15 protein-coding genes and 1 tRNA gene are annotated in these 20104 nt (G+C 61.8%); 7 read left to right on the top strand and 9 right to left on the bottom strand.

Annotated elements, in window-relative coordinates; translation table 11 throughout:
* Nucleotides 1–14: 14 nt before the first annotated feature.
* Entirely contained in the window at nt 15–797 is a 783-nt protein-coding gene (locus tag N6L27_RS01690) for a class II glutamine amidotransferase (RefSeq protein WP_271905350.1), read from the bottom strand.
* A 251-nt stretch (nt 798–1048) separates the two neighbouring features.
* On the opposite strand from N6L27_RS01690, the gene N6L27_RS01695 reads away from it, so the two are divergent.
* Both N6L27_RS01695 and typA read left to right on the top strand, forming a co-directional pair.
* The gene (locus tag N6L27_RS01695) at nt 1049–1384 is read left to right on the top strand and encodes a DMT family transporter (RefSeq protein WP_271905351.1); all 336 of its coding nucleotides are present in this window, start codon (nt 1049–1051) and stop codon (nt 1382–1384) included.
* 93 nt (nt 1385–1477) lie between these two features.
* On the top strand, nt 1478–3298 hold the full coding sequence (gene typA, locus N6L27_RS01700) for a translational GTPase TypA (protein WP_271905352.1): 1821 nt from the start codon (nt 1478–1480) through the stop codon (nt 3296–3298).
* A gap of 55 nt (nt 3299–3353) precedes the next feature.
* On the opposite strand, the gene N6L27_RS01705 is transcribed toward typA, so the two are convergent.
* The 4 genes from N6L27_RS01705 to recA form a co-directional block, all read right to left on the bottom strand.
* The gene (locus N6L27_RS01705; RefSeq protein WP_271905353.1) at nt 3354–3737 is read right to left on the bottom strand and encodes a hypothetical protein; all 384 of its coding nucleotides are present in this window, start codon (nt 3735–3737) and stop codon (nt 3354–3356) included.
* 245 nt (nt 3738–3982) lie between these two features.
* The gene (locus N6L27_RS01710) at nt 3983–4270 is read right to left on the bottom strand and encodes a DUF1330 domain-containing protein (RefSeq protein ID WP_271905354.1); all 288 of its coding nucleotides are present in this window, start codon (nt 4268–4270) and stop codon (nt 3983–3985) included.
* Between the two features lie 78 nt (nt 4271–4348).
* Nucleotides 4349–7000: an alanine--tRNA ligase gene (alaS, locus tag N6L27_RS01715; protein WP_271905355.1), complete on the bottom strand. Its 2652-nt coding sequence runs from the start codon at nt 6998–7000 to the stop codon at nt 4349–4351.
* 156 nt (nt 7001–7156) lie between these two features.
* A complete protein-coding gene (gene recA, locus N6L27_RS01720; RefSeq protein WP_271905356.1) occupies nt 7157–8224 on the bottom strand; it encodes a recombinase RecA in 1068 nt (355 codons plus the stop codon).
* Nucleotides 8225–8416: 192 nt separating this feature from the next.
* On the opposite strand from recA, the gene N6L27_RS01725 reads away from it, so the two are divergent.
* Nucleotides 8417–9016: a gamma-glutamyl kinase gene (locus tag N6L27_RS01725; RefSeq protein ID WP_271906234.1), complete on the top strand. Its 600-nt coding sequence runs from the start codon at nt 8417–8419 to the stop codon at nt 9014–9016.
* A 35-nt stretch (nt 9017–9051) separates the two neighbouring features.
* Here N6L27_RS01725 and N6L27_RS01730 read toward each other — a convergent pair whose 3' ends face one another.
* From N6L27_RS01730 to guaB, 3 genes are all read right to left on the bottom strand, one after another.
* Entirely contained in the window at nt 9052–11367 is a 2316-nt protein-coding gene (locus tag N6L27_RS01730; RefSeq protein WP_271905357.1) for an ATP-binding response regulator, read from the bottom strand.
* Nucleotides 11368–11459: 92 nt separating this feature from the next.
* Nucleotides 11460–12635 carry an RsmB/NOP family class I SAM-dependent RNA methyltransferase gene (locus N6L27_RS01735; RefSeq protein WP_271905358.1) on the bottom strand — a complete coding sequence of 392 codons (1176 nt, stop codon included), beginning with the start codon at nt 12633–12635 and terminating at the stop codon, nt 11460–11462.
* 36 nt (nt 12636–12671) lie between these two features.
* Entirely contained in the window at nt 12672–14120 is a 1449-nt protein-coding gene (gene guaB / locus N6L27_RS01740; RefSeq protein WP_271905359.1) for an IMP dehydrogenase, read from the bottom strand.
* Nucleotides 14121–14306: 186 nt separating this feature from the next.
* Between guaB and N6L27_RS01745 the strand changes: the two genes are divergently transcribed.
* From N6L27_RS01745 to N6L27_RS01760, 4 genes are all read left to right on the top strand, one after another.
* Nucleotides 14307–15473, top strand: coding sequence for a CaiB/BaiF CoA transferase family protein (locus N6L27_RS01745; protein WP_271906236.1), 1167 nt, complete (start codon nt 14307–14309; stop codon nt 15471–15473).
* A gap of 145 nt (nt 15474–15618) precedes the next feature.
* On the top strand, nt 15619–17667 hold the full coding sequence (locus tag N6L27_RS01750) for an ASKHA domain-containing protein (RefSeq protein WP_271905360.1): 2049 nt from the start codon (nt 15619–15621) through the stop codon (nt 17665–17667).
* A gap of 73 nt (nt 17668–17740) precedes the next feature.
* Nucleotides 17741–17814, top strand: a tRNA-Gly gene (locus N6L27_RS01755).
* 144 nt (nt 17815–17958) lie between these two features.
* On the top strand, nt 17959–18441 hold the full coding sequence (locus N6L27_RS01760; protein ID WP_271905361.1) for a hypothetical protein: 483 nt from the start codon (nt 17959–17961) through the stop codon (nt 18439–18441).
* 48 nt (nt 18442–18489) lie between these two features.
* On the opposite strand, the gene pgi is transcribed toward N6L27_RS01760, so the two are convergent.
* Nucleotides 18490–20097: a glucose-6-phosphate isomerase gene (pgi, locus tag N6L27_RS01765; RefSeq protein WP_271905362.1), complete on the bottom strand. Its 1608-nt coding sequence runs from the start codon at nt 20095–20097 to the stop codon at nt 18490–18492.
* Nucleotides 20098–20104 lie beyond the last annotated feature (7 nt).

Raw genomic sequence — 20104 nt, forward strand, 5'->3', positions numbered from 1 at the left:
CACGAGGCAGCACTTCACCCCAAAAATGGCTGAAACGGCTGAATTTCCGCCCCCTTCGATGTCAGCGCCAGAAACTCTCCCGGCTTCAGCTCGCACCACGCTTCACCAGTATCCTCCAGCGGCTCCGACACCACTGCCCAGCCGTTCATGCATTCACTCCAGCGGTAGTAAACCGACGGCGCAATGCTGTCCGATGAATAACGCGCCGCGTACAAGGTCTTGCCATCTGACATCGCCGCCGACAAACGCATATGGGGGGTTGTCCCGCGTGCCCGCGAGAGCCCCTCCATTCGCGCCACTGCGCGTTCCAGAGCCCCCTTGGGATCCGCATCCAGCCCCTCACGCAGGGCCAGCAGAAACAGCACCTCGCTGTCGGTAGCCCCCTTGCGGTGCTCATACAGTTCATCCGGGATGCACATGTCGGCGTGGCGGCGAAACGTCTCGAACCCTCCGACCTGTCCGTTGTGCATGAAGCTCCACTTGCCTGCGGTGAACGGATGGCAATTGTTACGGCTGGTGGCAGATCCGGTGGAGGCCCGGACGTGCGCCAGGAACAACCCCGACTGCACCTGATGCGCCAGCGCCCGCAGGTTGCAGTCCGACCAGGCCGGGTAGACATCGCGGTACAGTCCGGGCTCGGCCCGCTGGCCATACCAGGCGATCCCGAACCCGTCGCCATTGGTGGCGGTTTTGCATTCCACCGCTTTCTGGCTTTGCGCAATCAGCGAATGCGCAGGTATAGATATGATGTCTTCCAGGAAGACGTCGGCACCCGTATAGGCAGCCCAGCGGCACATGCGGCAATCCTCATTCCGATTCCAGGAATCAAACTAATGTTTCAGTTCGATCCACATTGTTGGAACAATCTCCTAATAATTAACCAACATGAAGTACAGTGTGCCTGCGCACAGTAGCCTGTTCACTTCGCGGCGCTTGCGGAATCCGGCAAGCCCGTGCCGCTTCAGGACTTCCCCGGCACGAACAGATCGGATAGGCCGGATGTCAGACCAGCGGGTTTACCCGCGGCAAGCGCTTGAGGGAGGCTGGGATGCCGGTTCACTACGTCTACCTGATCATCGCGGTGGCTGCAGAGACCATCGGCACCACAGCGCTGCAGGCCAGCCAGCAGTTCAGCAAACTTGGCCCGTCTCTGATCGTGCTCGTCGCCTACGCCTTTTCGTTCTACATGATGGGACTGACGCTCAAATTCATGCCCGTAGGCGTCGTCTACGCCATCTGGTCCGGCCTTGGCATCCTGCTGATTGCGGTCATTGCGTTCATCGTCTTCGGGCAAAAACTGGACCTGCCCGCCGTTATCGGCATGGCGCTGATCATGTCCGGAATCGTCATAATCCACTTGTTTTCCAAGTCCTCAGGCCACTGATCGGCATTTGAGGCGGCCCGCGGCGGTTTTCCTCTGGCCTTTGTGCGGGGTTCGGGCTATGCGCGGCCCAACTTCCTTACAAAGGCGAACGTCATGGATATGCGCAACATTGCGATCATTGCTCACGTTGACCACGGCAAGACCACCCTGGTTGACGAGCTTCTGAAACAGTCCGGCGCCTTCCGCGAAAACCAGGCTGTGGCGGAGCGCGCCATGGACAGCAACGATCTGGAGCGCGAGCGCGGCATCACCATTTTTGCCAAACCGACCTCGGTGGAATGGCACGGCACACGGATCAACATCGTCGACACCCCCGGCCACGCCGATTTCGGCGGTGAAGTTGAGCGGATCCTGTCGATGGTCGACGGTGTGGTGCTGCTGGTGGATGCGGCCGAGGGCCCGATGCCCCAGACCAAATTCGTGACCTCCAAGGCGCTGGCCCTGGGCCTGCGCCCGATCGTGGTTCTGAACAAGGTCGACAAGCCGGACGCCGAGCCCGACCGCGCGCTGGACGAATGCTTTGACCTCTTTGCCTCGCTCGACGCGACCGAAGACCAGCTGGACTTCCCGCACATGTATGCCTCCGGCCGCAACGGCTGGGCCGACAATGAGCTGGACGGCCCCCGCAAGGACCTGAGCGCGCTGTTCAACCTGATCGTGAACCACGTGCCCGAGCCCAAGCAGGTGAAGAAGCAGGACGACGATTTCCGCATGCTGGCCACCACGCTGGGCAGCGACCCGTTTGTCGGCCGCCTGCTGACCGGCCGGGTTGAAACCGGCACCCTGAAAGTCGGCGCCACCGTGCAGGCAATCTCCCGCATCGGCCAGAAGATCGAACAGTTCCGCGTGACCAAGATCCAGGCGTTCCGCGGTCTGGCCCAGCAGGACATTGAAGAGGCACAGGCGGGCGACATCGTTTCCATCGCCGGCATGTCCAAGGCCACCGTTGCCGACACGATCTGCGCCCTGGCAGTGGATGAGCCGCTGGACGCCCAGCCGATCGACCCGCCAACCATCACCGTGACCTTCGGCATCAACGACAGCCCGCTTGCGGGCCGTGACGGTAAGAAAGTCCAGTCCCGCGTTATCCGCGACCGCCTGATGAAAGAGGCCGAATCCAACGTCGCCATCAAAATCGCCGACACTCCCGGCGGTGAGGCATTCGAGGTCTCTGGCCGCGGCGAACTGCAGATGGGCGTTCTGATCGAAAACATGCGCCGCGAAGGGTTCGAGCTGTCGATCTCCCGTCCCCAGGTGATCATGAAGGAAGTCGACGGCGTCCGCATGGAACCGATCGAAGAAGCCACCATCGACGTGGACGACGAATACTCCGGCGCGGTGATCGAGAAGCTGACCGGCGCCCGCAAGGGTGAACTGGTCGAGATGAAGCAGGCTGGTGCCGGCAAAACCCGCATCATCGCCCACGTCCCCTCCCGCGGTCTGATTGGCTATCACGGCGAGTTTCTGACCGACACCCGCGGCACCGGCGTGCTGAACCGCGTGTTCCATGGCTGGGCTCCGCACAAGGGTTCCATTCCGGGCCGCCGCGCAGGTGTGCTGATCTCGATGGAAAACGGCCAGTCCGTGGCTTACGCGCTGTGGAACCTGGAGGAGCGCGGCAAGATGATGATCGGCGCCCAGGCCGACGTATACACCGGCATGATCATCGGCGAGCACTCCCGCGACAACGACCTGGAAGTGAACCCCCTGAAGGGCAAGAAGCTGACAAACGTGCGGGCTTCCGGCACCGACGACGCGGTCCGCCTTACCACCCCGATGTCGCTGTCGCTGGAAGAGGCTATTGCCTATATCAACGACGACGAACTGGTCGAAGTGACACCGAACAAGGTACGCCTGCGCAAACGCTACCTGGACCCGCATGAGCGTAAGCGGATGTCCAAGGCCAGCCAGTAAATACAACAAAGGCCGCTCTGCAGAGCGGCCTTTTCCTTGGCAGGGCTGCTTGTCCTCAGACCCGGATATCCATGATCGGTTTTGACGGGTCATGACCCGCCGCAGCCAACTGCGTCTTCAGCTCCGTGCGGAACTCACCGTTTGATGAAGTGCTGCTCAACAGATCCTCTAAAATCTTGACAGCTTCTTCGTTTATGCCACCGGTGCCGCCGCGCCTGGGCTGCTGATTCAACTCAGACTGCAAGTCCGCGTCGCGCCCCTTCCCGGTATCCGGCACCGCCAGGACCACCATAGACGCCACCGCACTGCCCGGCAGTTTGGACGCAGGCTGCGCAGAGAGCAGCCTTTCATCAGAGCGTTGCGCATGCTGAGTTTGCTGAACCTGCTGCGGACCAGGCTGCGGAACTGTCTGCGATCCAGAGATAATGTGAACAATCATGGCACGGCTTCCATCCTGAGCGAACCACGATCCGGTAGATCAGAAGGTCATCCGCTTTTGGTTCCTTGGAGAACATCCCCCTTGGGAATCGCCGTTCTGGTCATCTGTTTTCAACACCGCAGCACGCACATCTCAAAATGAACAAGCCATGATGCAACCTTTCCTGATTAACACAAAACCCCATCCGGCAAAGCGCCGAATGGGGCTAATTTCTATCAAACAGAACGTGTCTGCCCGACCAGCGCCTATTCGCTGGTTTCCAATACCATCAATTCGCGCTCAGACGCGCCGCGCGCGTGGCTCAGCGCTTCCTGGTATTCCGGGCTGTGATAACAATCCACCGCAGCTTCGACGCTCGGGAATTTCGCCACCACATTGCGCGGGCGCTCCTTGCCCTCCAATTGCACGAACCGGCCGCCGCGAGCGATGAATTCACCGCCATGCTTGGCAACGGCGGGTCCTGCCAATTCGGCATATTTGCCATAGGCATCGGCATCAGTAACGGTCACATGTGCAATCCAAAGTGCGGGCATCGGAGCCTCCCAGTTTCATGATCTTTCCGGCAGCTTAGGCAGATTGCCGGAAAGACCAAGTGTTTTTTGACCAAATGGTCAGCCGGCCAGCAGCGCCTCCGCTGCCTTGATCGCTTCCTCAGCGCCGGAGAAGTCCTTACCGCCGCCTTGGGCCATGTCCGGACGGCCGCCGCCGCCCTTGCCGCCCACTGCAGGGACGGCAGCCTTCAGCACATCCACAGCCGAGACTTCACCGGTCAGATCGTCGGTGACACCGGCCGCGACAGCAACCTTGCCATCTTCCTCGGCGATCAGCAGGATCACACCGGAGCCGATGTTCTGCTTGTGCTTGTCGATCAGGCCGCGCAGGTCTTTACCGGACACGCCCTGCAGCGCCTGGGCCAGGAATTTCTTTCCATTGACGTCCTTGGCCTCAGCTCCGCCGCCGGAACCACCGCCCATGGCAATCTGCTGCTTGAGGTTGGAAATCTCGTTCTGCAGCGCCTTGCGTTCGTCCATCATCGCCTTCAGACGGTCCAGAACCTCAGCAGGCTGCGCCTTCAGCGCGCCAGCGACCTCAGCCATCCGGCCCGCTTCACGCTCCAGATGCTCAACCGCCGCCGCACCGGTCAGCGCCTCAATCCGGCGCACCCCGGCAGAGGACGCGCTGTCGCCCAGGATGACAAAGGTGCCGATGTCGCCTGTCTGCTTCACATGGGTACCGCCGCACAGCTCAATCGAGTAGGTGTCGCCATCGTGGCCCTTGCCGGTCGGCGCACGGCCCATGGAGACAACACGGACCTCTTCGCCGTATTTTTCGCCGAACAGTGCCTGGGCACCCAAGTCGCGCGCGTCATCCGGGGTCATGATCCGGGTCGACACGGGCGTGTTCTGACGAATGAAATCATTCACTTCCAAGCCGACCTTGGCCAGTTCTTCCGCGCTCATCGCCTTGTTGTGGCTGAAGTCGAACCGCAGCCTGTCTTCTGCGTTCAGCGACCCCTTCTGCGCCACATGTTCCCCCAGCGCATTGCGCAGCGCTTCGTGCAGCAGGTGCGTGGCCGAATGGTTGGCACGGATCCTGCTGCGGCGTGCGTGATCCACTTCCATCGCCGCGCCTTTGCCCACGGCAATCTCGCCCTCGGTCACTTCGGCGATGTGCAGGAACAGGCCCTCCACCTTCTTGGTGTCGGTGACACGGGCTGCACCGCCTTCAACGGTCAGCACGCCAGTGTCGCCCACCTGTCCACCGCTTTCGCCGTAAAACGGCGTCTGGTTCAGGATGACCTGCACAGTGTCGCCCTTGGCCGCGGACTGCACCTGCGCGCCGTCCTTGACGATGGCAACGATCTGGCCCTCGGCCTTCTCGGTCTCATAACCCAGGAAATCAGTGGTGCCGGCGGCGTCCACGATGTCGAAGTAAACCTTCACATCCGCGGCTTCACCCAGCCCGATGCCGCCAGCGCGGGATTTCTCTTTCTGCTCTTTCATCGCAGCGTCGAACCCATCGGTGTCGACCTCGATCTCCTTGGCGCGCAGGGCGTCCTGCGTCAGGTCGAGCGGGAAGCCGTAGGTGTCATAGAGCTTGAACGCGGTTTCGCCCGGCAGAACATCGCCCTTGCTCAGATCGGCAGAGGCGTCGTCAAGCAGCTTCAGGCCGCGGTCCAGGGTCTTGAGGAAGCGGGTTTCTTCCTGCTCGAAGGTTTCCTCGATCAGCGCCTGCCCTTGACCAAGTTCCGGATAAGCCGCGCCCATTTTCTGGACCAGCGACGGCACCAGCTTGTGCATCACGGGATCGGTGGCACCCAGGAGCGAGGCATGACGCATCGCGCGGCGCATGATCCGGCGCAGAACATAGCCGCGGCCTTCGTTGGACGGCAGCACGCCTTCTGCAATCAGGAAGGAGCAGGAACGCAGGTGATCGGCAATCACCCGGTGATGCACGTTCTGATCGCCAAACGGATCGGTGTTGGTGACGTTTGCTGAGGCTTCGATCAGCGACTTGAACAGATCGGTTTCATAGTTATCGTGGGTGCCCTGCAGCAGCGCTGCAATCCGCTCCAGCCCCATGCCGGTGTCGATCGACTGCATCTCGAGGTCAACCATCGAGCCGTCCGCGAACTTCTCGTTCTGCATGAAGACGAGGTTCCAGATCTCGATAAACCGGTCGCCGTCTTCCTCGGGCGAGCCCGGAGGGCCGCCCCAGATGTGGTCGCCGTGGTCATAAAAGATTTCGGTGCAAGGCCCGCAAGGACCGGTGTCGCCCATCTGCCAGAAATTGTCAGAGGTGGCGATGCGGATGATCCGGTCCTCCGGCACGCCCATCTTCTTCCAGATTTCAAAGGCTTCGTCGTCGGTGTGATAGACGGTGGTGTACAGCCGGTCTTTCGGAATTTCGAATTCCTTGGTGATCAGTTCCCAGGCAAAGGGGATCGCCTCATGCTTGAAGTAGTCGCCAAAGGAAAAATTGCCGAGCATCTCGAAGAAGGTGTGGTGGCGTGCGGTATAGCCAACGTTGTCGAGATCATTGTGCTTGCCGCCGGCGCGCACGCATTTCTGCGAGGTGGTCGCGCGCTTGTAGTCGCGGGTTTCCACCCCGGTAAAGCAGTTCTTGAACTGAACCATGCCTGAGTTGGTGAACATCAGGGTCGGGTCGTTGCGCGGCACCAGCGGGCTGGAATCGACAACTTCATGCCCCTGTTTGGCAAAGTAGTTCAGAAAGGTGGAGCGGATATCGTTGAGCGTCGGCATGTGCGGGATCTCTTGCGGGCTTAAAACAAGCGTTCCGGGCAGGTTTACCCGTGCACCCGGGCGCTGTCCACAGCGGTAAGCGGCATCGCCTGCGAAAAAGGGCGCAGCCTGCGCCGCGCCCTTACCGTTTCGGTATTTGATCAGATTTTCCGGCGCTTAGGCCTCAAGGATATCGTCTGCGCCGTCTGTTTCCGGGCGCTCGAACTCCAGCCCGTGGGAGGCGCGGATCTTATCTTCAATGTCAAAGGCAACAGACGGGTTTTCCTTCAGGAAGGTCTTGGCGTTTTCCCGCCCCTGCCCGATCCGCTCATCCCCGTAGGAGAACCAGGCGCCGGACTTGTTGACGACACCGGCCACCACCCCCAGGTCCAGCAGTTCGCCCATCTTGGAGATGCCTTCGCCATACATGATGTCGAATTCCACCTGCTTGAACGGCGGCGCGACCTTGTTCTTCACCACTTTGACGCGGGTTGCGTTGCCAACCACCTCGTCCCGGTCCTTGATCGCGCCGATGCGGCGGATGTCCAGACGGACGGAGGAGTAGAATTTCAGTGCGTTGCCGCCGGTGGTGGTTTCGGGCGAGCCGAACATCACGCCGATCTTCATGCGGATCTGGTTGATGAAGATCACCATGCATTTGGAGCGGCTGATGGAGCCGGTCAGCTTGCGCATTGCCTGGCTCATCAGACGGGCCTGCACACCGACGTTGCTGTCGCCCATATCGCCCTCAAGTTCGGACTTAGGGGTCAGCGCCGCCACCGAGTCGACGATCACCATGTTGACCGCGCCGGACCGCACCAGCGTATCGGTGATTTCCAACGCCTGTTCGCCGGTGTCGGGCTGCGAGATCAGCAGCTCATCCAGATCGACGCCCAGCTTCGCCGCATACTGCGGGTCCAGCGCATGTTCCGCGTCGACAAAGGCGCAGACGCCGCCCTTTTTCTGCTGTTCCGCAATGCAGTGCAGGGTCAGCGTTGTCTTGCCCGAGCTTTCCGGGCCATAGATTTCGATGATCCGGCCCATCGGCAGGCCGCCGATCCCCAGCGCGATGTCGAGCCCCAGAGAGCCGGTCGAGCTTGCCTCGATCTCCTGCATGGCATTGCCGTCGCCGAGCTTCATGATCGAGCCCTTGCCGAACTGCCGCTCAATCTGGGCAAGCGCGCTGTCGAGCGCCTTTTGCTTGTCACCGCTTACTTTATTTTTCATGGTCAAAAGATCCGCCATAGTCCCTTGTCCTTTTCTATGTGTCACACACCGGGGCGCGCGGCAATCACTGCTTTGTTCACCTCTTGTTCCTTATGGGATCAAAAGGAGAACATTGCAACAGATTTCTGGAGTACCCACTTCAGGACGAGGGTGTTAAGGATTGGTTTATGGTTAATCGGCAGCAAGATTATTTACCGGGCAGTTAACGGAATGATGATATTTTTCAAGGAACGGCTGGCACTTTTGTCTGTTCCCAAAACCGGCACCACAGCGTTTCAGGCGGCCCTGCGCGGCCGTGCCGATCTGGTGATTTCCGATCCGCCGGAACTGAAGCACGCGCCGCTCTACCGCTACAACCGCTGGATACGGCCGATGTTTGAAAAGGTCTGCGGCGCTGAACTGGAAGTTGCAGCGGTGATGCGGGAACCCGTCAGCTGGCTCGGCAGTTGGTTCCGCTACCGTCAGCGCCCCGCGCTTGACGGCCAGCCGAATTCCACAAAAGGGGTCAGCTTCGACGAATTTCTGCAGGCCTATTGCAAGGGCAAGCCGCCTGCATTTGCCAATGTGGGCAGCCAAGCGAAGTTCCTGGAGGCGCAGCCCAACGGCTGCAAGGTAGATCATCTGTTCCGCTACGAAGATCAGGAAGCGCTGAAAGTGTTTCTAGAACACCGCCTGAACACCGAAATCCGGCTGGAACGCAAGAACGTGAGCCCCCAGGCGCCCATGACACTCAGCCGGGAGACAGAGACGCATCTGCGGCGCAAGCGCGCAGCAGAGTTTGAGCTCTACAGCAGCATCCCAACCCGCTGACTGAAACGGACCGCCGGCAACGGCGGTACACCCGGTCAATGCAGCTGCGCGTGCACTGTCTCCGTCAATTGATTGAGCGAGAACGGTTTTGGCAGGAAGACTGAGTTTGGCACATCCGGCTCTGCCTCGCCAAAGGCGCCCTCTGCATAGCCGGATACGAACACCACACGGGTGTCCGGGCGTTCCTTCAGTGCCTCGCGCACCCAGCTTGGACCGTCCATTCCCGGCATCACAACATCCGTGACGAACACATCCACCGTGAGCCCGGGATCTTCCAGCGTGCGCAGCGCATCTTCGGCCGATTCCGCTTCCAGAACCGTGTAGCCGCGCATTCTAAGCGCACGGGAAGCAAAGGCACGCACCGGCGCCTCGTCCTCGACCAGCAGCACCACGCCTTCACCATGCTGCGCGGCGGCGGCCTTGTCGGCAGCGGCTTCCGGCTTCTCCGCGGCCAGCTGCTCTGCCTGCTGTTTGTAAACCGGGAAGAACAGCGTGAATTGCGTTCCGTGGCCTTTCACCGAATCGACAAAGATATAGCCGCCTGTCTGTTTGATGATGCCGTAGGCCGTCGAAAGCCCCAGGCCCGTCCCCTCACCCGTGCGTTTGGTGGTGTAAAACGGCTCAAACACCTTCTGCAGCTTGTCCGGGGCAATCCCGACACCTTCGTCCGAAACCTTCACCGTCACCCAATCGCCTGCAGGCACCGTTGCCCGGTTCCGCTCCAGAGGTTTTTCAAGCGAGACGACTTCGGTCTCGACCCGGATTTCACCGCCCTGCGGCATCGCATCACGGGCATTCACTACCAGGTTCATCAGAACCTGTTCCAGCTGCCGCTTGTCGGCCCGGATCGATTTCATCACCGGATCATGGCTAAGCGTCAGTGTGACCTTTTCCCCGACCAGGCGGTTCAGCAGATGGGTCAGGTCGGACAGCGTATCCCGCACATCCAGGGTTTCCGGCTGCAGGGTCTGCTTGCGGGAGAACGCCAGCAGCTGGCTCACCAATGACGCCGCCCGGTTGGCGTTTTCATGGATCTGAATCAGATCGCCATAATCCTGATCCCCCTGGTCGTGACGCAGCAGCAGCAGGTCGCAATGGCCTGAAATCGCCGTAAGAAGGTTGTTGAAGTCATGCGCCACACCGCCTGCCAGCTGGCCGATCGCCTGCATTTTCTGGCTTTGGACAAACTGCGCCTCCAGCGTTTTCAGCTCTGTCGCGTCATTCAGGACGGCAATCAGAAGCGGTGTTCCGTCTTCCACCACGCGGGTCAGTGTGACCTGTACAAAAACTTCCTTGTCAGAGCGCGACAGACGGAGGAATTCCGATTTGTTCGGGGCCAGCCCGTCCGCGGTATCGCGCAGCCAATCGGACATCGGGCGGCCAAGGCCTTCCATAAGCTGACCCAGTTTCAGGCTGGCGCAGCTGTCGACCCCAAGAAGCCTCAGCGCCATCCGGTTGCTGCTCAGGATCTCCCCCGAAGGCGCTACCTTCAGGAAGGGCACAGGCAAAGCCTCGAACCCGGCTTGGGCGGACTCAAAACTGCTTTCATCCACCTCCATCAGGAACAGCTCGCTGCGGCCCTGGGTGCGGTTCTGCTCGCTCACAAGCACCTGCACCGGCCCTTTTTTGGTGCTGAGCGTGTTGATCTGCCCCGGCAGCACCGGAAGCACCGGAAACAGGCGGTCCGTTGACTTCACCCGCTCGCCGATCAGGCTGCGCGCGGCCTCGTTCATGAACAGCACCGCACCAGTGCGGCCCACAGTGATCATCGGAACCGGCAGCGCGTCGGCGCCGCGGCCATTGCTGCTGCGCTCCAGTATATCCTCTACCCGCCACAGGAAGCTGCCGCCGCTCATCTGGTGCACGGCCAGACGCACATGGCCGCGGCGGGTGACAATGTCCTCACGCGCCGCACCGTCAACACGGGCGCGGCTTTGCAGCCGGTAGAGCACCGCAGAGGGGTTTGCCAGGATCGACCGCAGCGAGCCTGCCAGCGTTTCGCGGCTGGCATCTTCAAACCGCTTTATGGCAGCGCCATTGCACGCGTGGATCACCCCGTCACCATCGGTGACAAAGCTGGGGGTAGCATCCTTTTCAATGAATCCTGTCAACAGCTCCGCCGCCATCGCCCGCGCATTCAGCCGCATCCGCGCCTGCACCACCAGCAGCGCTGCAACAGCCGCCAGCGTCAGCCCCACCATGACAAAGCCGCGGTCCATCCAGTGCGGCAGCGGCAAGATCCACGGCGCTGCCATCAGCATCACCGCCAGCAGCAGTGTTGCGGCCAGCCGGGCATGTTCAGGTGCGTAAACGCGCAGTTCCGGGACGGAGGATTCTAGGCGACCGGACATTGCGGCTCCATGGTCAGTGCATATTGTCGCCATAACGCGGCGGTTTAGGTTAAAACCACGTTAAGAAACACAAACGCTTTACGGTCAAAACCCTAACAACCGCCCTTTGCGCGCGTCAACACGGCAACATAGAACCCGTCAGTGCCGTTCTGTACCTGCCAGCCATTTTGATCCGCCAGATGCCAGTCCGGGCTTTCCTCAATAAACCTTTGAACTTGCGCGCTGTTTTCGTCATCGAGCATAGAGCAGGTCGCATAGGCCAGCGCGCCGTCCGGCGTCACCAGCCCAGCCGCCTTGCGCAGGATTTCCCCTTGGATGCGTTGCAGATCCGCCAGCCCTTTGGCGGTCAGACGCCATTTACCTTCGGGCGCCCGGCGCCAGGAACCGGAACCGGAACACGGCACATCGCACAGAACCAGGTCAAACGGTCCGGAACGGGCCAAATCACCGGTCGGAAGAAGCGTGACTTCCGCGCCGGCCCGCGCGGCTCGCTCCGGCAGGTCCTTCATCCGCCGGGGGTCGGCGTCATGTGCGAAACTCCGGATACTGGCCCGCGCCGCCATGGCCAAAGACTTGCCGCCTCCACCGGCGCAATAGTCCAGAACCTTCATGCCGTCTGTTAACGGCAACCGGTCCGTCACAGCCTGACTGGCCGCGTCCTGAAGCTCCACAAAGCCATCCTGATAGGGCTTGGAGTTGCGTAGTTTCCGCGCACCATCTGTCACTTCAAGCGCAGTGGACGAAGCAGGGTGCGGCTCAGCAGTAATGCCTTCCGCAGCCAATGCGTTCACTGCCTGATCAACAGTTCCGCGCGCGCCATTCACCCGCAAATGAACAGGTGCCCGGCTGCGCAGTGCCAGTGCTGCGGCCGCGGCCTCTGCGCCAAGGCTCGCGCGGAAATCCGGCCATAGCCATTCGGGGATATCCAGCGCTTCCGCCCCTGAAGGTGCGGACGGCAGGTCCCGTTCGCTGTCTGTCAAAGGCGCAGGCGCATGACCCAGGCCGGTGAAGACCTCATCCGGGTCCTGCCCTGCCTCGCGCAGCGCGCCCAGGATCAATCCGCGGCCGCTGCCGGCGCCTCCAAGAGCGGCGTGCGAGCGCAGGCAGCGCACCGCATCAAACACATGATCGCGCACCGCGGCCCGGTCCTTGGACCCGGCAAAACGGCTGCGGCGCCCCCAGGACGTCAGCGCCTTCTCGGCGGGTTCCCCCGCCAGCACCTGATCCAGGATTTCGATGGCCGCCTGCAGGCGGGCGGCGGGGGTCATGCCCCTGCCCTGTTTTGACACGCGGCCATCATGATCTTACCCCACCCGGTAGTTCGGCGCTTCGCGGGTGATCTGCACGTCGTGGACGTGGCTTTCCTTCAGACCAGCGCCGGTGATGCGGACAAAGTTGCAGTTCTTGCGCATCTCATCGACGGTTGCACAGCCGGTATAGCCCATCGCCGCACGCAGGCCGCCCACCAGCTGGTGGATCACTGCATTGGCACCGCCTTTATACGGAACCTGGCCTTCGATCCCTTCCGGCACCAGTTTGTCGCTGGCCGCGTCCTTCTGGAAATACCGGTCGGCAGAGCCGCGCGCCATCGCGCCCATGGACCCCATGCCGCGGTAGGATTTGAACGAGCGGCCTTGATACAGGATCACCTCGCCCGGGGACTCATCGGTGCCGGCAATCATCGAGCCGACCATGGCGCAGGAGGCGCCAGCCGCAATCGCCTTGGCAAAATCGCCGGAGAACTTGATGCCGCCATCCGCGATAACCGGCACATTGCCAGCCGCAGCGGCGCAGTCCATGATCGCGGTCAGCTGCGGCACGCCAACGCCCGCCACCATACGGGTCGTGCAGATAGAGCCGGGGCCGATACCGACCTTAACCGCATCGGCGCCTGCGTCGATCAGCGCGCGGGTCGCATCACCGGTGGCGACGTTGCCTGCGATAACCTGAATATTGCTGTATTGTGCCTTGATACGCTTCACGGCGTCGATCACGCCCGCGGAATGACCATGCGCGGTGTCCACCACCACAACATCGACGCCTGCGTCGATCAGCGCCTCGGACCGCTCATACCCGCTGTCACCAACAGAGCTGGCAGCCGCCACACGCAGGCGTCCCAGCTCGTCCTTGCAGGCGGTGGGGTTCAGAACCGCCTGCTCCGTGTCCTTGAGGGTCAGCAGGCCAGTCAGCTTGCCGTCCTTGTCGGACACCAGCAGCTTCTCGATCCGGCGCGCCTTCATCAGCGACTTGGCCTCTTCCAGATCGGCCGGCTCTTGCAGCATGGCCAGATTGTCCGAAGTCATCATGACGGAAACCGGCGTGCTGGCATCGGTTGCAAAGCGCATGTCGCGGTTGGTGACGATGCCGACCACGCGGCCGGACCCATCCACCACCGGAAAACCGGTAACGCGGTAGCGTTCCTGCAGCGCCTGGGCATCCGCCAGGGTCTGATCCGGGGTCAGGGTGATGGGGTTGTAAACGATACCGGAAACAAACCGCTTGACCCGGCGCACTTCGCGGGCCTGCTCCTCGGTGTTCAGGTTCTTGTGGATCACGCCCATGCCGCCGGCCTGCGCCATAGCAATCGCCATCCGCGCCTCGGTCACGGTGTCCATCGCCGAACTCAGCAGCGGAATGTTGAGGGCGATCGACTGGGTCACGCGTGTGCGCGTATCCGCAGTGTTGGGCAGAACGCTCGACGCGCCTGGCACCAGTAGAACATCATCAAAGGTGAGAGCCTCACGAATCTGCATTGGTCGTCCTCATGCATAACCCCGTTTGGCGGTGACCCTATGGCACAGAACCTTGCGGGTGGAAAGAGGCCCGTTGCAAGAATTCCTGCACCGCAGCAATTCTTTGGCGCGCGGCTGATCTGGGTCAAGGCGTATGTCCAGACACCGGCTATCTGTAAAGCTGCAGAAATGACTCAGGATTTTGCCATGTCCGCCCCCTTGAAAGACATCACCGTTCTGGACCTGACCCATGTTCTGGCAGGCCCCTATTGTTCAATGATCCTGTCGGACCTTGGCGCCAGGGTGATCAAGGTGGAGCGGCCGAGGACCGGCGACGACACCCGCTCTTTCCCTCCTTTCAAAGGCGGAGACAGCGCCTATTTCGCCACCATCAACCACGGCAAGCAAAGCATTGCGCTGGACTTGAAGGCGTCTGAGGACCGTGAGATCTTTGAACGCCTGCTGGTGCAGGCCGACGTGCTCCTGGAGAACTACCGCCCGGGCGTTATGCAACGGCTGGGGTTCGGCTGGGAAGAGCTGCACGCCCGGTTCCCCCGGCTGATCTACGGAGCGGTCTCAGGCTTCGGGCACACAGGCCCTGACGCCTTGAAACCGGCTTATGACATGGTGGTCCAGGCCCGCGGCGGCGTCATGTCGATTACCGGCGAAAAGAACCGCGAACCGGTGCGTGTCGGTGCCTCCATCGGCGACATCGTGGCTGGCATGTTCCTCGGCCACGGCATCCTCGCAGCCCTTCTGGACGTTCAAAGAACGGGCAAGGGCCGTTTCATCGACGTCGCCATGCTGGACAGCCAGCTGGCCTTGCTCGAGCACGCTATTGCCATCACCTCCGTCACCGGCGAAGCGCCGCTGCCCTCCGGTGCGCGGCATCCGTCGATTACCCCGTTTGAAACCTTCCACGCTGCGGATGGGCTGTTCGTGATCGCGGCAGGCAATGACACACTGTTTGCCCGGCTCTGCGACGCCCTGCAGCTGCCGCTGGCCGCAGACCCGCGCTTTGCCACCAACCCGGCACGATGCGAAAACGCCCGCCTTCTGAAGCGCTTGATCGAAGCAATTACCTTGGATCGCCCCAAGGATCACTGGATTGCGGTTCTAAGCGAGGCTGGTGTTCCCACTGGCCCGATCCAGACGGTGGATCAGGTGCTGCGCGATCCCCAGATCCTGGCCCGGAACATGGTTGTTGATGTGCTGGATGAGGACGGCCGCCCGGAAAACACATCCGCCGGCAACCCGATCAAGATGACCGGCCTGCCTGACCCGGACACCCGCCGCCCGGCTCCGCGCCTTGATGGCAACCGGGCAGAGATTCTGGCGTGGCTGGAAGACGTTGAGGCGCAGGCGGGCGGCTGACCGCAAGCCGCTCAAAAACAGCATTCGAAACTCATCAAATCCCGGAAAATGGCGCCAGCAGACGTGAAAATGCCGCCCATTGCCTTTCGCTTGCCGCAAAAGCCCATATGCTCCGCCTAAATTGCGGAATGAGAAGGCCACAGGCATGACTGACGAACCCCTCGTTGTGTTTACCCCCTCCGGCAAGCGCGGGCGTTTCCCCGCGGGCACGCCGATCCTGACAGCCGCCCGGCAGCTCGGTGTCGATCTGGACTCGGTCTGCGGCGGCCGCGGCATCTGCTCCAAGTGCCAGATCACGCCCTCCTACGGCGAGTTTCCCAAACACGGGGTGACCGTGGCCGAGGGGGCATTGAGCGAGTGGAACAAGGTTGAGCAGCGCTACAAGGACAAGCGCGGCCTGATCGACGGCCGCCGCCTGGGCTGCCAGGCCACCGTGCAAGGCGATATCGTGATCGACGTGCCGCCCGAAAGCCAGGTCCACCGCCAGGTGGTGCGCAAGCGCGCCGAGGCCCGTGACATCACCATGAACCCCTCCACCCGGCTGTACTATGTCGAGGTGGAAGAGCCCGACATGCACAAGCCCACCGGCGACATGGAGCGGCTGATCGAGGCGCTGGATGCCCAATGGGACCTGAAGGGCGTCAAGACCGACCTGCATATCCTGAACGTGCTGCAGCCCGCCCTGCGCAAAGGCAGCTGGAAGGTGACCGTTGCCGTGCATTTGGGCGATGAGAACCACCCGCCCAAGATCATGCACATCTGGCCCGGCTTCTATGAGGGTTCGATCTATGGTCTGGCGGTTGACCTTGGCTCGACCACCATCGCTGCCCACTTGTGTGACCTGAAAACCGGTGAGGTCGTGGCCTCCTCCGGCATCATGAACCCGCAGATCCGCTTTGGCGAAGACCTGATGAGCCGCGTTTCTTATTCGATGATGAACAAGGGCGGCGACCAGGAGATGACCCGCGCGGTGCGCGAGGGCATGAACGCGCTTTTCACCCAGATCGCAGCTGAGGCAGAGATCGACAAGGCGCTGATCGTGGATGCCGTTTTTGTCTGCAACCCGGTGATGCACCACCTGTTCCTCGGCATCGACCCATTTGAGCTGGGCCAGGCGCCCTTTGCGCTGGCGACCTCCAACGCACTGGCGCTGCGCGCGGTGGAGTTGGATCTGAACATCCACCCCGCCGCCCGTGTTTACCTGCTGCCCTGTATCGCCGGGCACGTCGGTGCCGATGCCGCCGCTGTGGCGCTGTCCGAAGCCCCCGACAAATCCGAGGACCTTGTGCTGGTCGTGGACGTTGGCACCAACGCCGAGATCCTGCTGGGCAACAAGGAGAAGGTCCTCGCCTGCTCCTCCCCCACCGGCCCGGCGTTTGAGGGCGCCCAGATCTCCAGCGGGCAGCGCGCCGCCCCTGGCGCCATCGAACGGGTTGAGATCAATCCGGAAACCAAGGAGCCGCGCTTCCGGGTGATTGGCTCCGACATCTGGTCGGATGAGGACGGTTTCTCGGAATCCATCGCCACCACCGGCATCACCGGCATCTGCGGCTCAGGGATCATCGAGGCGATTGCAGAGATGCGCCTGGCAGGCGTGCTGGACGCCTCCGGCCTGATCGGCTCAGCTGAGCAGACCGGCTCTGCCCGCTGCATTCAGGACGGGCGCACCAACGCCTACATGCTGTGGGACGGCTCCGCCGAGGGCGGCCCAACCATCACCGTCACCAACCCCGACATCCGCGCCATCCAGATGGCCAAGGCCGCGCTCTACTCCGGCGCCCGCCTCCTGATGGACAAGTTCGGCGTCGACACCGTGGACCGCGTGGTGCTGGCCGGCGCCTTTGGCGCGCATATTTCTGCCAAGCACGCCATGGTTCTGGGCATGATCCCCGATTGCGTGCTGGAGAAGGTCACTTCGGCCGGCAACGCCGCAGGCACCGGCGCCCGCATTGCGCTGCTGAACACCGAAGCGCGCGGCGAGATTGAGGAAACCGTGCGCCGGATCGAGAAGATCGAAACCGCCGTAGAGCCCCGCTTCCAGGAGCATTTCGTGAACGCCTCGGCGATCCCGAACTCGGCGGAACCCTTCCCGATCCTGGAAACCGTGGTCACCCTGCCGCAGGTGAATTTCAACACCGGCGGCGGTGATGGCGACAGCGCGGGCGGCGGCCGCCGCAGACGCCGCCGCGGCTGATCCTGTCGAGCTAAAAATTCCGCTGCGGCGCCCTTGACCTTACCGGCGCCGCAGCATAATCCTGCCCTCACAAGCGGGTATGGTGAAATGGTATCATGCGAGCTTCCCAAGCTTAAGGCGCGGGTTCGATTCCCGCTACCCGCTCCAGCCTTCCATATTTTTAAAACACTTACCGAACGCACTCCCGGCGCAGCCGTTTGACCGCCCCGGTCAAGCACCAGCCAGCTGTTTGTGCTAAACTGGTGTCGCGCGCCCGCGTAGTCCGGGCTGTTAGTTTGGGAGGGTACCAGTATGACACGCCACTTTTTTGCCGCCGCACTCCTGTGCGCCTTCAGCGCCGGATCTGCTGGAGCAGGAACAACCTGGGAACAGGGCGGCACCGGAACAGGCACCGCAAGCAACTCCCCCACCGAGATTGCTGACGGCCACATGGTGATCCAAACCAGCAGCACCTATGAGAATGTCGAAATGGAGGATCCCGGTCATCCTATGAACGGTGCCGCAGGCCCCTGTTTTGGCGCAGTTGAAGCCGCACCAGCCGGAGTGACGGGCGGCGGCATCTGCGCCTTCACCGACAAGGCCGGCGATAAGGTTGTGCTGCATTGGCACGCCGAGGGCATGGATGCCTCCGGTGCCCTGACCGGCAGCTGGAAGCTGAGCGGCGGAACCGGCCCCTGGGCAGCAGCTGAGGGAGGCGGTAAGTTTTCCTCCCTCACTGATCCGGCAAGCGGAAACTTCGTCAACACAATCACCAGCAGCGTCACGCTGCCCTGATCATAGCCGCGCGGGGCGTTGCCGCCCCGCCACCACATAAAACCGGGATTACCCGCTGGCGCTGCGCACATAGTCTAGCAAAGCGCGGGTTGACCCGTCTTTGCCGTCTGCACTCTTCTCCCCCGCCAGCAGCGGAGCCAGCGTGTTGGCCAATTCCTTGCCCAGCTCCACCCCCCATTGATCAAAGGAGTTGATTCCAAGGATCACACCCTCGACAAACACCCGGTGCTCGTAAAGGGCAATGATCTGACCCAGCACATGCGGCGTCAGCTTGGGATAGAGCAATGTGGTTGAGGGCCGGTTGCCCGGGAACACCCGGTGCCGCGCCTGGCGTTCCAGCTCGGCGCCCTCAAAGCCCTTGGCCCGCATCAGCGCGCAGGCTTCCTCCAGGCTGCGGCCCAGCATCAGCGCCTCAGACTGGGCCAGGCAGTTCGCCACCAGCAGCTTGTGGTGATGCGCCAGATCCGGCTCATGCCCCTGTGCCGCCACCAGAAACTCGGCAGGAATGACCGATGTGCCCTGATGCAGCAGCTGATAGAACGCGTGCTGGCCGTTGGTTCCGGGCTCTCCCCAAACCACCGGGCCGGACGGATACGGCAGCGACGTGCCGTCCATGGCCGTAGATTTGCCGTTTGATTCCATTTCCAGCTGCTGCAGATAAGCCGGCAGCCGCCGAAGCCGCTGGTCATAAGGCAGCACTGCCCGGGTCGGGTAGCCGCAAACCTGATTGTGCCAGATGCCGGTCAGTGCCAGCATCACCGGCATATTCTGCGCCCAAGGGGCATTGCGGAAATGGTCATCCATCGCCTTGCCGCCCGCCAGGAAGGCACGGAAATCTTCCGGTCCCACAGCCAGCATCAGGCTCAGCCCGATCGGCCCCCAGACCGAATAGCGTCCGCCGACCCAGTCCTCAAAGCCGAAGACATGATTGCGCGGAATGCCAAAGGCTGCCGTTTCCTCCTCAGAGGTCGACAGGGCGAGGAACTGCTGCGCCGACTCACCACCGCCTGCCTCAACCCAGCGCCGCGCAGTCGCCGCGTTGGTCATGGTTTCAATGGTCGTGAAGGTTTTGGAGGCGACAATCACCAAAGTCGTCTTCGGATCAAGCCGTTGCAGGATGTCGTGAATATGCGCGCCATCCACGTTTGAGACAAAATGGCAGCGCGGCCCGTCATGGTAAGGCGCCAGCGCAAGCGTCGCCATCACAGGCCCCAGGTCGGAACCGCCAATGCCGATATTGACCACGTCGGTAAACATGCCGCCCGGCCCCTGCATCACGCCAGAACGGACATCGGAGGCCAGTTTCTCCATCCGCTCAAGCGTCTTGCGCAAGGGCGCCCGGATGTCTTCACCGTCAACCAGCAGCTCCGGCCCGCCCGGATCGCGCAGGGCTGTGTGCAGAACCGCGCGCTGCTCGGTTTCGTTGATCTTGCTGCCCTGGAACATCGCCTCGCGCCGGCCTGCGACCTCCCGTTCGCTGCACAAAGCCGTCAGAGCGTCCCGAACCTCGCCGGTTATGAGGGTTTTGGAGTAATCAAACAGAAGATCCCCGAAACAAACGCTGAACGTATCAGCACGGCCCGGATCCGTATCAAACAAATGAAAAATATCTTCGCTGCAAAGCTTGGAATGCAGCGTCTTCAATGCAGTAAACATTTCTACC

Origin of the sequence: Leisingera sp. SS27, assembly GCF_028368855.1 — a bacterium.
Taxonomy (GTDB): Bacteria; Pseudomonadota; Alphaproteobacteria; order Rhodobacterales; family Rhodobacteraceae; genus Leisingera.